Raw genomic sequence first — 13583 nt, 5'->3', positions numbered from 1 at the left:
TAAAGGTCGAGAGCATTGCTGAACCATGACAGAACCGACATCGCCAGCGAAGTGTTTCTGTCAACCGACATGGTGGATTCCACAATCCGGGACGGCTTCTGGCGCGAGGCACTGAAACTTCTCTACGAAGTATCCCCTCTAAATGATAAAGATAATCAAGGCCTTAATGGATCCTTGCGGTTTCATATGCTCGGTACGGTACTTGTCGGCTCGGTCACATTCAACAGCCAAACCTACAAGCGCACAAAGAGCATCATCGCCCGGAGCCACTTTAACCATTATATGTTACAGCTCATACTAGCGGGCAGGATGCAGGGAAATTTTAACGGCGCCAGCATCCGAGCCGGGCCCGGCGACATCCTCATTCACGACCTGTCGCAAGTAGTGTCCAGCGAGGTGGAGGCCGGTTCGCGCATTACGGTGGTGATGCCGCGGCACGAACTGGAAAAGCATGTCGGGTTATGCAACCTGCACGGCGTTGTTCTGAAAGCCAAGGCTGCTATCACCCGCCTTCTTGCCAAATACCTTAAAGAGGTGAATTGCACCATTAACGAGCTGACGATTGCGGAAGCTGAAGCGGCCAAGGAAGCAATCCTGTTGCTGCTCGCCAGCGGTATCCATGGCAACAATGAAGGTTTTCCCGAAAACCTGCCGGTCAGCCAGCCCATGCGCTCGCGCATTCTCGCCTATATAGAGGACAATATAGCCAATCCGCTGATGGGTCCGCATTCGCTCATGCAGCATTTCCGGGTATCCCGCTCTCACCTTTATCGCACACTGGAAGCCGATGGCGGTGTCGCCAAGGCTATCCGCGACCGACGGCTTGATCATGCAAACCGGATCTTAACCAGCAGGAAGGACAAGCCGGTTTCCTTCAAGGAAATCGCCTATCATTGCGGTTTTCGCGATGGAACGCAGTTTGTCCGGGCGTTCAGGTCACGCTTCGGATTTTCTCCCAAGAAAATTCGCGAAGCAGACACTTTACCGCCGCAACTGGAAAGCAGCGTACTTTCGCTTCATAGTCATTTAACCTGTCAGGCAACAAAACTCGACATTTCCCAGCCAATCCGCCGGGAAACAATTCACCGGCTCAAGCGATAATTGCGCCGGCGCGCATGTCCCTCCAGACACTGCCATCCGAACAGACCATTTGCGCACCCGTACCGGCATCGGTCACAAAAACCATAGCCCCCGCGCCATGCATCGCAGCCGATGGCAGGCCAGCCACGCTATAGGATGCGGGACGGATGGGGCCGTCGACATGCAATCGCGTTTGTGGCCACACCGAGCCGACCGCAACATTTCCCGTGGCGTGATCCACCTTGACGGCTTCGCGCCAATTGCCGCTATCATCGCCAACCTTGATGCTGAAATTATTATCGCCATTCAATCCCATTTCCGCATGGCCGGTCCAATTGGCCTGGAATAGCAGGCTGGCCGTATCCGTCGATGCCTGCTTGTTGACCTTCACCTGATGACCGGCACCGGCATTGTTGAACAGGCTCGCCTCGGACGAAACCGCGAAACGATTGATCGCGTCAGCGGTCGCCTGCACACCCAGCAGTGAGAGCGACAGGCTGTCAGGCACCGAGGCCGTGCCTTCCCAGTTTATACCGTTGAATACCATCAGTCCGGCTTCGTCTTCGATATAGGCCAGCCAGCCTTTGGCGGGCGACACGAACAACCACCCACCATCAATGTAAGAGGCAATCAGATGATCTTTACCGCCCCAAGACCCGACGGCGGAAGATGCCACGATATAACGTTCTCCCGCCAAGGGCGTTTCGGGCGCTTCGGCCTGCATGCGCGAACGGACGCTCAAGTGCACCACGGCATCAAGCAGCCGCAATGCTTCATTGTGGGTGACGTGCTTCTGCGCCTGGCTGGGCAGGATATAGGGAAGCTTTAGATTGGGTGTTTGGTCCATGAACAGTTCCTCGCATTGACAATACGAGGAGCTTACCCGCAGTTTTAAAGGCGGGGATAAGTTCGTTCAGCTGCCGCGGTAGGTTGAATAGGCCCACGGGCTTACGAGTAGTGGCACATGATAATGGCCGTCCGCATCGGCAATCGCAAAACGAATCGGAACCAGATCGAGAAATGGCGGGTTGGAGAGATCCGCGCCACGGCCTTCAAAATATTCGGCCACATGAAATTGCAGTTCATAGGTGCCGCTGCGCATTTCGCCGCCCTCAAGAAGCGGCGCATCGGTGCGGCCGTCCAGATTGGTCACGGTGCGCTTGATCAGTTCCGGCGTGCCATTTGCAGCGATTCGATAAAGTTCGATTCGCATCGCAGCAGCGGGACTGCCATGAGCTGTATCTAGAACATGAGTGGAGAGCTTGCCCATGATGGTCCTTGGATTTGCTGTTCAGAAAGCCGGAATGGCGTCGATACGATAGATGAAATCGGAGAAAAAATATTCCTCCAGATTGTCTTCCTTGCCAGCACGGTCGACAATCAGAAAATCGCTGGCCTGCTCCAGTGACAGGAGCGGATGATGCCAGACATTGCGCCAGTAATTGACGCCCTGATCCCCATGCGCCAGAAACGCGCGCAATTTGCCGGGCTTTCCTCCTGCATCCTCCGCCACCACGACCAGAAACGGCCTGCCCTGCAAGGGGATGAAAGCCTGCGAACCGAAGGCATGCCGCTCCATCATGGTGATGTCGATGGGCGCAGCGAAGGGCTGTCCGCGAAAGATATTGATGAGGACACGCGCCTCGGTTCCCTCGGCTTCGACGCGCGCCAAGTCGTGAAAACGCTCGGTCGTGCCATTATTGATAAGGCGGCGCTCGGCGCCTGCGACCTCGATCACATCGCCGAAAGGCGCGAAAACGGCTTTTGTCAGTGGCTCTACGCCAAGTGTTTCAACCCTCACTTCGTTCTCCCGCCAAGCAAATTGATTGCCGGACAACAAAACTTTGCCCGATGCCGCTTGTCAACCACGAAGCAGTTTCAACAAAGATATGAAAAAGGCCGGAATTATCCGGCCTTTCCAGAATATCGCCTGAGCCGCAGCAATCAGCGCTTGAACAGCGCGATTACAGCCGGAACACCGCAAGCGGCAAGAGCGAGCTTGACCAGATCGCCGATGATGAAGATGCCGAAGCCGAACGCAATGCCCTTTTCAAGACCGAAGAGATAGGCCATCCAGCCTGCGCCCATGACCAGCACGACCGCTTCGGCAAGCAGCATGACGCCGCCCAATGCCAGCGGATTGCGCGCCAGACCCTTGTCGGCGGCGCGGCCAACCATCCATGCCGCGGCGAGATAGGACAGCAGATAGCCGCCCGTCGGGCCGACCATATAGGCAAGGCCGATGCCCTTTTCCGGCGTTCCGGTGAAGACAGGCATGCCGAGTGCGCCTTCGAGCAGGTAGAGCGCGACGGTTGCGACTGCGAGGCGGGAGCCGTAAAGTGCTGCGATTGCGAAGAGCGCGAAGGTCTGCATCGTCACATTGACATAGACGAGATCGACCTTGATCTTGGCCGAGATCGTCAGGACGGCAGTGCCGACGAGCGCAAGGGAAACAAACCAGAAAGCCCGCGCCAGTTGTCCCGTAGGCAAATATTCGGCTGCAAGTGATGCAGTGGCAACTTTCGACTTGGTTTCGTAACGCATTCCTGTCTCGCTCCTTCAACTGGGCGTTTCCGATGCTCTGCCCAGATTATCCATTTGAAACCCAACTATATAAGGCTTATGCCGTTTCGGCAATCGAACCAACGAGAACTGGACCGTATTTCATGGCGCTTGATTTCGACGGCAGCTTTGTCCCCTCATATGGGACGCCGGTTGCCTTGGGTAAAGATATTTTGCGCCTGACTGTCAACAATCCAAGCGCTTTCACGTTTCATGGCACCAACAGCTATATTGTGGGCCGCGACACGCTTGCCGTCATAGATCCTGGCCCGGAAAACGAAGCGCATTATCAGGCTCTTCTTGCGGCAATTGCGGGTCGCCCCGTCAGCCATATTTTCGTCAGCCATACCCATCGCGATCATTCGCCGCTCGCAAAGCGGCTCAAGGACGAGTTTGGCGCGCTGAGCGTCGCCGAAGGACCGCACCGCCCCGCCCGCCCCTATCATGCAGGGGAAATCAACATGCTGGAAGCCAGCGCCGATACCGACTTCGTTCCCGATCTGGCGCTTGGCAACGGCGAAGCAGTTCATGGCGATGGCTGGACATTACGCGGCATTCATACACCCGGACATGCCGCCAACCACATGGCTTTCGGGCTTGAAGATACGGGCGTGCTGTTTTCCGCCGATCATGTCATGGCATGGGCGACATCCATCGTTGCGCCGCCCGACGGGGCAATGAGCGATTATATGGCTTCGCTGGACAAGCTGCTCTTGCGCGACGACTATATCTATCTGCCCGGTCATGGTGGGCCGGTGACGAAGCCGACCGCCTTCGTGCGCGGACTGCGCGCTCATCGCAAAATGCGCGAGCGTGCAATTCTTGAACGTATCGTGCAGGGCGACCGCACCATTCCCGATATGGTCAGAGCCATCTATCGCGAAACCGATCCGCGCCTGCATGGTGCTGCGGCCCTGTCGGTTCTGGCCCATCTGGAAGACCTTGCGGGGCGCGGCGAAATTACCACAGACGGCAACCCCTCGCTTGACGGAATCTATCAACCCGCATGATTATTCGACATCGAGCGGAGCCTTGTTCACCTCGCCCTCAAGCTCCGCCAGAAATTGCGTGATGAAGGCTGCGTTCAGTCCCATGTCACGCTTGCCGTAGCGCGACAGCGAACGCATATCGACATAGGTTGTCTCGCCTTCATCTAGCAGGCGGATAACCACGTCGCTTTTCAGGCCAAGAATGAAACTATGGGCGGTGGCGGCAAAGCGGATCATATTCTGCTGCGCCGAAGGCGAGTCCCGGCTGATCTGCGTCCAGCCGAAGGCTTTCAGGGCGGTTGCAACACCCTGCGCCACGCGATCGGGTGCTGCCTGATACCGGCGCCCCAGAACGTCAGGATAAGCCGATATCTGCGCCAGTATTTCGCTCTGCATACCTGCCGTGATCGAGTTCATGCGCGGCAGGCGTTCAGGCATCTGGGCCGGGAATTGCGGCGGCGCCTGGAAATCGGTGGCCAGATCATAGAGCGGCGGCGAGCCGTACCAGAGGCCACCCGCGATGCAAAGCGGCAACAGCACAACAAAGGCAAGAAAGCCGCCCCAGAACGATCGTGCGCCACCCTTGTCGCCATTGATCCATAAATTGCGAAATCCCTTGACCGCGCATAGCAAAGCAAGGAGCGCAAGAACTCCGCTCAAGCCAGCCACCAGCACGAAATCCGGCGTTTCCAGCACCCAGAAGCGATGGATGAAAAAACCGAGTGCCAGAAGCACCGTTGAAAACATGCCAAAACGCAGCGCCCATATAGCTGAGCGCGATTGACGGCGCTGATAGCGAAGCTTTCTCATACGACGTTCCAGACAATATGTGCAATTGCGCCCATGCATAGCAGAGACACCGGCCCGGCAAAAGAATGCAGGCGTTGTTTCGCCTGCTAATTCATGCAGCTTGAAGGAAACGGAAAAAATATAGCTAAATCAATAGAAAGCCTATTGCAGCAACTTCTAACGAAAGGCATGATTGCGTATATGGGGGCTTTTTTCGGATTCGTCGGAGAGGACGGTATGGAACGCACCCTTCATCATGGCTGTTTATCAGCGTCATCCGGCTCGACTGATACCGAACCGGAAATCATGTCGCTCGAAGCTGTGGAACTTGAGTTTGCGCTCGGCGCCATTGACGTTCTGACCGAAGGGTTCGACGCAGCCCTTGCCAAGGCCGCTGAACGGATCGGCGGCGAAGTACTCTTCAATATGCCCGCTCTCGACACCAAAGACGCGCAGCGTATCGGCGCAATCGCCATTGCCGGACAGCCGCAGGATCAGGTCATCTTCGTCACGCTACGCAATGATGGAACCACGCTTTCTGTCGCCCCTCTAACCGGGGACAACGCCTTATTCGAGAGCCTTGGCCGCAACTATGCAGCAGTCATGAAAATCTTGTCTCCGGAGGAGAAATCCAACGGGGCCTGAACGGCTGCAAGCTCCATTATATGGCTTCAGCGGAGGCAAAGCTAAATTTTATAACAGTTATTTTTGCCTGATGGCCGCCTGCGCCGCCGCAAGACGTGCTATAGGCACGCGGAACGGCGAACAGGACACGTAGTCCAGCCCGGTTTTTTCGCAGAAAGCAATCGACGACGGGTCGCCGCCATGCTCGCCGCAAATGCCCAGCTTGAGCTTTTCACGCGTCTTGCGACCCCGTTCCGCCGCAATCTGCACCAGCTCGCCCACCCCGTCGATATCCAGAGACACGAACGGGTCCTGCTCGATTACACCACGGCTCTGATAGGAGGTGATGAAACCGGCGGCATCGTCGCGCGAGATGCCAAAGGTGGTCTGGGTGAGATCGTTGGTGCCGAACGAGAAGAATTCCGCCGTTTCGGCAATCTCCGCAGCGCGGAGAGCCGCGCGCGGCAGCTCGATCATCGTGCCGACCATATAGTCGATCCTGATGCCTGCCTCGCTCATGACTTCCTTTGCCACGGCATCGATACGCGCCTTGACGAAATCCAGTTCCGCCTTCAGCCCGACCAGCGGCACCATAACCTCCGGGACCACCGGCTCCCCGGTTGCCTTGCCCGCCTCGACAGCCGCCTCAAAAATGGCACGCGCCTGCATTTCGGCGATTTCCGGATAGGATATCGCCAGACGGCAGCCGCGATGGCCCAGCATCGGATTGAATTCATGCAGGCTATCGGCGCGTTCCCGCAGTCTGGAGGCATCCACGCCCATGGATGCGGCGACCTCTGCCACTTCCTCATCCGTGCGCGGCAGGAATTCATGCAGCGGCGGGTCGAGCAGGCGGATCGTGACGGGAAGCCCCTTCATGATCTCGAACAATTCCTTGAAGTCCGATCGCTGCATCGGCAGGAGCTTGGCGAGCGCCGAGCGACGACCCTCTTCATTGTCCGCAAGGATCATTTCGCGCATGGCCACGATGCGTTCGCCTTCGAAAAACATATGCTCGGTGCGGCAAAGGCCGATGCCTTCCGCCCCGAACGACCGCGCTGTGCGGGCATCCGCCGGGGTTTCGGCATTGGCGCGCACCTTCATGCGGCGGGTCTTGTCCGCCCATTCCATCAGATGGCCAAAATCACCCGAAAGCTCAGGCTGAAGCATGGCGACAGAGCCTTTCAGCACCTGCCCGCTGCCGCCATCGACAGTGATGACATCGCCTTTCCTGAAAGTCTGGCCTGCTGCCAGCATCGTGCCGTTGCGGTAATCGACACGCAACGATCCGGCGCCCGAAACGCAGGGTTTGCCCATGCCGCGCGCTACGACCGCCGCATGGCTGGTCATGCCACCGCGAGTTGTCAAAATGCCTTCAGCCGCATGCATGCCGTGAATGTCTTCCGGGCTGGTTTCGATGCGCACAAGGATGACCTTGCGACCTTCCGCTTTTGCCTGCTCCGCATCTTCGGACGAGAACACGATTTCACCCGTTGCGGCCCCCGGCGAGGCAGGCAGGCCCATGCCGATCACCTGTCGCTCGGCCCGCGGGTCGATAGTCGGATGCAAAAGCTGGTCGAGCGCCGCCGGGTCGATGCGCAGCACCGCCTCTTCTTCGCTGATCAGCCCTTCAGCCGCCATTTCCACGGCCATTTTCAGCGCCGCCTTGGCGGTGCGCTTGCCCGAGCGCGTCTGCAGCATCCAGAGCTTGCCGCGCTCGATGGTGAATTCGAGATCCTGCATGTCGCTATAATGCTGTTCCAGCCTGCCCGCGACTTTCAGGAATTCGGCAAAAGCCTCCGGCATGACCTTTTCCAGCGATGGTTTGTCGGAACCCGCGGCAATGCGCGCTTCCTCGGTGATGTTCTGCGGTGTGCGGATGCCCGCCACCACATCTTCCCCTTGCGCATTGACAAGGAATTCGCCGTAAAGCTTCTTCTCGCCTGTCGAGGGATTGCGCGTGAAGGCAACCCCGGTGGCCGATGTCTCGCCCATATTGCCGAACACCATGGCCTGCACATTGACCGCCGTGCCCCATGCGGCCGGAATATTATGCAGGCGGCGATAGGTAATCGCCCGGGCATTCATCCAGCTTGAGAAGACCGCGCCAATGGCGCCCCAGAGCTGCTCACGCGGGTCCTGCGGGAACGGCGCGCCCAGTTCTTCCTCGACCTTCGCCTTGTAAAGCCCGATCACCTCTTTCCAGTCATCGGCGCTCAGCGCCGTATCGACCTCGATACCCAGATCGGCCTTCTTGTCTTCAAGGATTTCCTCGAAGAAGCCGTGATCGACGCCCAGAACGACATCGGAATACATCTGGATGAAACGGCGATAACTGTCATAGGCGAAACGCTCGTCGCCCGCCTCACGCGCAATGGCCTGAACCGTCTCGTCATTAAGACCAAGGTTCAGAACCGTATCCATCATGCCGGGCATGGAAGCGCGCGCGCCGGAACGCACCGACACCAGAAGCGGCTTTTCGGCATCGCCGAAATTACGTCCCGTCAGCGTCGCGACCTCATCGAGCGCGGTTTTCACCTGCGCATCGAGTTCCGCCGGATAGGTGCGCTCATTGTCGAAATAGGTGGTGCAAACTTCGGTCGTGATCGTAAATCCGGGGGGCACCGGCAGGCCAAGGCTGCTCATTTCAGCCAGGTTCGCCCCTTTGCCGCCCAGAAGATTGCGGTCACTCGCCGCACCTTCCGCTTTACCGTCGCCGAATGAGTACACCCACTTCACCATTCTGGCCTCCTCGCACAGATTACGATCCGCAGGCACGAGTGCCACTCCACAGGCGCTTGCGTAAACTGCCATCGTGCTTATGCGATCAACCCACGCCATGCCAACGAAAAAAGAGGGAGCGCGACAATAGAATCGATTAGACTGGAAGACTGCGTGCGCGACGATTGACTCCGATATGAAAATACGGCAAGAATAAGAACAAATAGCGAACAATCAGGAGGCAATAATGCGCACCACCGGCAAGCTCGATTATCTGGAAATACCAGCAGGCAATGGCTCTCTCGACTCGGTCAAGAGCTTCTATTCACGCGCCTTCGGCTGGTCCTTCACCGATTACGGCCCGACTTACTCCGCCTTTTCCGAAGGTCTGGACGGCGGTTTCGATGCCGAACCCTCGGCGGCGTCCAAGCCCTTGCCCGTCCTTTATGCGACGCAACTCGAAGCGGCACTGGATAGTGTTACGGAAGCTGGCGGCAAAATTATCAAGCCGATCTTTGCCTTTCCCGGTGGGCGGCGTTTTCATTTCACCGATCCGGCAGGCAATGAATTGGCCGTGTGGAGCGAGAATTAAACTTAAAAAGTGCAGGTCAGCTTGCTTCGCGCAAGCTTTCCGCCGTTTGCAAATCCACCGAGACAAGCTGGCTCACACCCTGTTCACCCATGGTCACACCGAAGAGGCGATCCATACGGGCCATGGTGATTGGATTGTGGGTGATGATCACAAATCGCGTTTCAGTCGTCGCAGCCATTTCGTCCATCAGGTTGCAATAGCGCTCAACATTATGGTCGTCGAGCGGCGCGTCCACTTCATCGAGCACGCAGATCGGCGCAGGATTGGTCAGGAAGACGGCGAAGATCAGCGCCATGGCGGTCAGCGCCTGTTCGCCACCCGAAAGCAGCGTCATGGTCTGCGGCTTCTTACCGGGAGGGCGGGCGAGAATTTCAAGCCCCGCATCCAGCGGATCGTCACTTTCGATAAGCTGCAATTCCGCAGTGCCGCCGCCGAACAGATGCGTGAACAGGCGCTGAAACTGCGCATTGACCACATCGAAGGCCGCAAGCAAGCGCTCGCGCCCTTCCCGGTTCAGGCTCTGGATGGCCTGGCGCAGCTTCTTGATCGCCTCGATTATATCCTCGCGTTCGGAGATGATCGCATCAAGGCGACCGGAAAGCTCCTGGCTTTCTTCTTCTGCACGCAGATTGACCGCGCCAAGCCGTTCGCGCTCGATCTTGAGCCGCTCAAGCTGGCGTTCCAGTTGATCCGGATCAGGCAAACGGTCTTCCGGCTTGAGGCCGGTATGCCTGATCGCTTCATGCGGAGCGCAATTGAGTGCTTCGGCAATGCGCGCTTGCGCATCCTTGCGCCGTTCCTCGGCCGCATTCAGGCGCTCTTCGGCGCGTGCGCGCTGTTCGCGGCTGGCGGCGAGCTGCTGGATAGCAAGCGTCGCAGCCTTGTCGAGTTCGCTCTGAGCCGTTTCAGCCTGAGCCAGAATGTCTGCCGCTTCCTTGCGGCGAGCTTCTGCCTGCGAAAGCTCGTTCAACAGCGCGCGACGGCGATTTTCAATTTCATCGGGCGCTTCTGCCAGATTTTCCGCCTCATCCGCCGCCTCAACGCGCCGATCATTAAGCGCTGCAATCTGACGGTCGGCATTTTCTGCGCGCGAAATCCAGTTGCGGCGTTCGATCGCAATCATTTCCAGACGACGCTTTCGCGCATCCGCCTCGCGGCGCAACCCTTCATAGGCAGCGCGCGCTTCCGCCAGCGCCGTGCGGTCGGCCATAACTTCATTGGTCAGTGCTGAAAGACGCTGAGCAATTGCTTCCATATCCGGCATTTCGCCGAGATGATCTTCGGCCACGACAGCCTGGATCTGCGCTTCCTCCAGATTTTCTTCAAGCCGGGCTTTGGCTTCATCCAACGCCGAACGCCTGGTCGCAAGTTCTCCAGCCGCGCGTTCTGCAACCGCCAGCGCTTCACGCGCCTCATCGAGGCTGCGCTGGTTGGTGCGCCATGCGTCGCGGGTGACGCGCTCTTGCTCGACCGCTTCGCGGACCGCCATTTCGCCCCGCGCTACCATCTGTTCGGCATCTTGCACGCGCTTTTGGGCAGAAACTGCTTCCTGTTCGAGTTCGGCAAGGCGGTTCTTCTGCGCCAGTCTCTGGGCTGCCGGGGTCGGTGCATCCGCGCTGGCCGTATAACCGTCCCAACGCCACAATGCGCCAGCCTTGCTCACCAGCCGCTGGCCGGGATGTAAAGCGGCCTGCAAGAACTTGCCGTCACTCTCGGACACCACACCGACCTGCGCCAGCCTGCGCCGCAATTGTTGCGGCCCATCGACCAGCCGGTCGAGCGGGGTTGCACCCGCTGGCAAAGCCGGATCGCTTTCAAGGGCTGGATTATAAGTCCAGTAAACCGGAGCCTGATCGTCGCTGGCCGCATCGAGATCTTCACCAAGCGCCGCGCCAAGGGCTATCTCATAACCCTTTTCAACCCGCAATTCCTCGACCACAGGCGAAAACTGCCCAGCCTCGCCCGCATTAAGAATGCGTGCCAATGTCTGCGCTTCAGTCTCGATGCGATTAAGTTCGGTGCGCGCATCATTGAGGGGCTGGCGGCTTGCCGTCTCGGCTTCACGCGCAGCACCCACCAGTTCTTCCGCCGTGATCACGGCTTCTTCGCAAGCTGCCAGCGTTTCTGTCGCGGCATCGACTGCAAGGCGCTTTTCGGCGGGGTCGAACAGGCCACCGATCTGCTCCGTGACCGATGCAATATCACGCTCGATATTGTGCATCTGGCTGGTCAGGCGATCGCGCCGATCCTGCGTTTCCTTGAGCGCGCGTTCGATCTGCACCCGCTCGGCGGCGGCTTCCGCGCGTTCTGCCGTCACCCGCGCCAGCGCGCTTTCGCTGTCGGCCAGACGGATTTCGGCTTCCTCAAACAGGGCGCGGATTTCCTCGTCACGCTCGCCCGATGCCTCATTGGCCGCGATCAGTTCCTGCTCTTCATCGTCAAGGCGCGCCAGAATATCGGCGTTCTCACCCAGCATCTGTTCTTCGCGCGCAATGTCGGCGGTCAGCTGTTCGAGCCGCTTCATCAGCTCGGCGCGGCGCGCACGGATGCGCTCGTCTTCCTCATCAAGCTGTGTGCGGGTGATGGAAATGTGATGCAAAGCAGCGGCGGCCTTGGCTTCCGCCTCGCGCAGTTGCGGCAACTGCTGCGCGCCGACAGCCTGGTCGCGGGCAGCGTTCATTTGTGCCTGCGCCATGCCGCCGACAGCGGAGGTCGCCTGCGCCAGTGCGCTCTGCGCTTCGCCCTCCTGCGCCTTGGCCTGTACCCAGCGCAAATGCAAAAGGGCTGCTTCCGTGCGGCGAATATCGGCGGACAACCCCTTAAAGCGATTGGCCTGCCGCGCCTGCCGCTTGAGGCTTTCAATCTGGCTTCCCAGTTCGCCCACTACATCTTCAAGGCGTTCGAGATTGGCTTCGGCAGCACGCAGGCGCAATTCCGCCTCATGACGACGGCTATGCAGGCCGGAAATGCCCGCCGCCTCTTCCAGCAACGCGCGCCGCGCCTGCGGCTTGGCCTGAATAAGCTCGCCAATACGTCCCTGCCCGACCATGGACGGAGAACGCGCGCCCGTAGACTGGTCAGCAAACAGAAGCTGCACGTCCTTGGCCCGGGCTTCCTTGCCATTGATGCGATAGACTGAACCGGATTCACGCTCGATGCGACGCGACACCTGCAATTCATCGGTGTCATTATAGGCGGCGGGGGCGTTGCGGTCGGAATTATCGAGGAAAAGAGTAACTTCCGCCATATTGCGCGCGGGTCGCGTGGCAGAGCCGGAAAAGATCACATCGTCCATGCCGGAGGCGCGCATGTTCTTGTATGAGTTTTCACCCATCACCCAGCGCAGCGCTTCAACAAGATTGGACTTGCCGCAACCATTCGGCCCCACGACGCCAGTCAGTCCGCCTTCGATGACGAACTCCATCGGCTCGACAAAGGATTTGAAACCAACAAGGCGCAGTCTGGAAAAGCGCATCAGCACACTCCTCCAGCAACGCAAAAAGCGGACGCAGTGAAGCGTCCGCTTTTCATGCCGAAAGGCGGCCTAGAGCAGGTTGTCGATGATTGCCGACATTTCGTCAACCGAAAGGGCTCCAGCGTATTTTTTTCCGTTAATGAAGAATGTCGGCGTCGCATTTACGCCGAAATCCTTCGATCCGCGGTCCATCGTCGCTCTCACATCATCGAGAAGTTGCTGGTTCGTCAAGCAAGCCTTGAACGACTCCTGTGTAAAACCTGCAAGTTTTGCAATTTGTAGCAGTGCGGCTTCACCATCCTGCGCTGTTGCCCATTGTTGCTGCTGTTTGAAAAAGACTTCGATCATGGGGAAATAACGCTCTTCCGGTGCGCAGCGCGCCAGCATGAAGGCAGCGGTTGCGCGCGGATCGAACGGAAACTCGCGGAAAATCAGCCGCGCCTTACCCGTGTCGATATATTTTTCCTTGATCGTGGGGAAAGTATTAACCGTGAAATCGGCGCAATGCGAACAGGTTAGCGAGGCATATTCGACGATCGTGACCGGCGCATCGGCATTGCCATAGACCATGTCCTTGAGCTTGCCTGGTTCCGCGACCTTGGCCGCATCGACAGTTCCCTCGGCATCGCGCGACTGCGCGTGGGCATTTCCGGCAAAAGCCACTCCCGCGGCGGCAGCGCCCGCGAGAGAAATGACGTGTCTGCGATTAAGCGTTGCAGCCATACGAATCATCCAGTCCTGTTTCAATGTT

General features: G+C 58.3%; 12 protein-coding genes. 4 read left to right on the top strand and 8 right to left on the bottom strand.

What is annotated here, in order from left to right:
• Positions 1-69: 69 nt before the first annotated feature.
• The gene (locus tag KUG47_RS03710; RefSeq protein ID WP_217676969.1) at positions 70-1101 is read left to right on the top strand and encodes a helix-turn-helix domain-containing protein; all 1032 of its coding nucleotides are present in this window, start codon (positions 70-72) and stop codon (positions 1099-1101) included.
• On the opposite strand, the gene KUG47_RS03705 is transcribed toward KUG47_RS03710, so the two are convergent.
• The 4 genes from KUG47_RS03705 to KUG47_RS03690 form a co-directional block, all read right to left on the bottom strand.
• Complete coding sequence (locus KUG47_RS03705) at positions 1091-1927, bottom strand: DUF2793 domain-containing protein (protein ID WP_217676579.1); 837 nt, start codon at positions 1925-1927, stop codon at positions 1091-1093. The genes KUG47_RS03710 and KUG47_RS03705 overlap by 11 nt on opposite strands.
• A 66-nt stretch (positions 1928-1993) precedes the next feature.
• A complete protein-coding gene (gene uraH / locus KUG47_RS03700; RefSeq protein ID WP_217676578.1) occupies positions 1994-2350 on the bottom strand; it encodes a hydroxyisourate hydrolase in 357 nt (118 codons plus the stop codon).
• 21 nt (positions 2351-2371) lie between these two features.
• Entirely contained in the window at positions 2372-2881 is a 510-nt protein-coding gene (locus KUG47_RS03695; RefSeq protein WP_217676577.1) for an ureidoglycolate lyase, read from the bottom strand.
• A 143-nt stretch (positions 2882-3024) separates the two neighbouring features.
• On the bottom strand, positions 3025-3624 hold the full coding sequence (locus KUG47_RS03690) for a biotin transporter BioY (protein ID WP_217676576.1): 600 nt from the start codon (positions 3622-3624) through the stop codon (positions 3025-3027).
• 122 nt (positions 3625-3746) lie between these two features.
• On the opposite strand from KUG47_RS03690, the gene KUG47_RS03685 reads away from it, so the two are divergent.
• Positions 3747-4652 (top strand): MBL fold metallo-hydrolase, encoded by a 906-nt coding sequence (locus tag KUG47_RS03685; RefSeq protein WP_217676575.1) that lies wholly within the window; start codon positions 3747-3749, stop codon positions 4650-4652.
• Here KUG47_RS03685 and KUG47_RS03680 read toward each other — a convergent pair whose 3' ends face one another.
• Positions 4653-5441 (bottom strand): DUF1499 domain-containing protein, encoded by a 789-nt coding sequence (locus tag KUG47_RS03680; RefSeq protein WP_217676574.1) that lies wholly within the window; start codon positions 5439-5441, stop codon positions 4653-4655.
• A 216-nt stretch (positions 5442-5657) separates the two neighbouring features.
• Here KUG47_RS03680 and KUG47_RS03675 point away from each other — a divergent pair, with 216 nt between their 5' ends.
• Entirely contained in the window at positions 5658-6065 is a 408-nt protein-coding gene (locus KUG47_RS03675; RefSeq protein ID WP_217676573.1) for a hypothetical protein, read from the top strand.
• Positions 6066-6122: 57 nt separating this feature from the next.
• Here the strand turns inward: KUG47_RS03675 and ppdK are convergent, their stop codons facing one another.
• Positions 6123-8786, bottom strand: coding sequence for a pyruvate, phosphate dikinase (gene ppdK / locus KUG47_RS03670; protein ID WP_217676572.1), 2664 nt, complete (start codon positions 8784-8786; stop codon positions 6123-6125).
• A gap of 226 nt (positions 8787-9012) precedes the next feature.
• Between ppdK and KUG47_RS03665 the strand changes: the two genes are divergently transcribed.
• Positions 9013-9357: a VOC family protein gene (locus KUG47_RS03665; RefSeq protein ID WP_217676571.1), complete on the top strand. Its 345-nt coding sequence runs from the start codon at positions 9013-9015 to the stop codon at positions 9355-9357.
• A gap of 16 nt (positions 9358-9373) precedes the next feature.
• Here the strand turns inward: KUG47_RS03665 and smc are convergent, their stop codons facing one another.
• Both smc and KUG47_RS03655 read right to left on the bottom strand, forming a co-directional pair.
• Positions 9374-12832 carry a chromosome segregation protein SMC gene (gene smc / locus KUG47_RS03660; RefSeq protein WP_217676570.1) on the bottom strand — a complete coding sequence of 1153 codons (3459 nt, stop codon included), beginning with the start codon at positions 12830-12832 and terminating at the stop codon, positions 9374-9376.
• Between the two features lie 69 nt (positions 12833-12901).
• A complete protein-coding gene (locus KUG47_RS03655) occupies positions 12902-13555 on the bottom strand; it encodes a DsbA family protein (protein WP_217676569.1) in 654 nt (217 codons plus the stop codon).
• Between the last annotated feature and the right edge of the window lie 28 nt (positions 13556-13583).

The sequence above is a fragment of the Falsochrobactrum tianjinense genome (genome assembly GCF_019100495.1).
Taxonomy (GTDB): Bacteria; Pseudomonadota; Alphaproteobacteria; order Rhizobiales; family Rhizobiaceae; genus Brucella; species Brucella tianjinense.
Note: the sequence above shows the minus strand (reverse complement) of the source record. Positions and strands in the feature narration are given on the sequence as shown.

Excerpts from the sequence above, each read along its gene's own strand:
- KUG47_RS03710 (WP_217676969.1), top strand. The coding sequence starts at position 70 with ATGGTGGATTCCACAATCCGGGACGGCTTCTGGCGCGAGGCACTGAAA.
- KUG47_RS03705 (WP_217676579.1), bottom strand. The coding sequence starts at position 1,927 with ATGGACCAAACACCCAATCTAAAGCTTCCCTATATCCTGCCCAGCCAG.
- uraH (WP_217676578.1), bottom strand. The coding sequence starts at position 2,350 with ATGGGCAAGCTCTCCACTCATGTTCTAGATACAGCTCATGGCAGTCCC.
- KUG47_RS03690 (WP_217676576.1), bottom strand. The coding sequence starts at position 3,624 with ATGCGTTACGAAACCAAGTCGAAAGTTGCCACTGCATCACTTGCAGCC.
- KUG47_RS03685 (WP_217676575.1), top strand. The coding sequence starts at position 3,747 with ATGGCGCTTGATTTCGACGGCAGCTTTGTCCCCTCATATGGGACGCCG.
- KUG47_RS03680 (WP_217676574.1), bottom strand. The coding sequence starts at position 5,441 with ATGAGAAAGCTTCGCTATCAGCGCCGTCAATCGCGCTCAGCTATATGG.
- KUG47_RS03675 (WP_217676573.1), top strand. The coding sequence starts at position 5,658 with ATGGAACGCACCCTTCATCATGGCTGTTTATCAGCGTCATCCGGCTCG.
- ppdK (WP_217676572.1), bottom strand. The coding sequence starts at position 8,786 with ATGGTGAAGTGGGTGTACTCATTCGGCGACGGTAAAGCGGAAGGTGCG.
- KUG47_RS03665 (WP_217676571.1), top strand. The coding sequence starts at position 9,013 with ATGCGCACCACCGGCAAGCTCGATTATCTGGAAATACCAGCAGGCAAT.
- smc (WP_217676570.1), bottom strand. The coding sequence starts at position 12,832 with ATGCGCTTTTCCAGACTGCGCCTTGTTGGTTTCAAATCCTTTGTCGAG.
- KUG47_RS03655 (WP_217676569.1), bottom strand. The coding sequence starts at position 13,555 with ATGGCTGCAACGCTTAATCGCAGACACGTCATTTCTCTCGCGGGCGCT.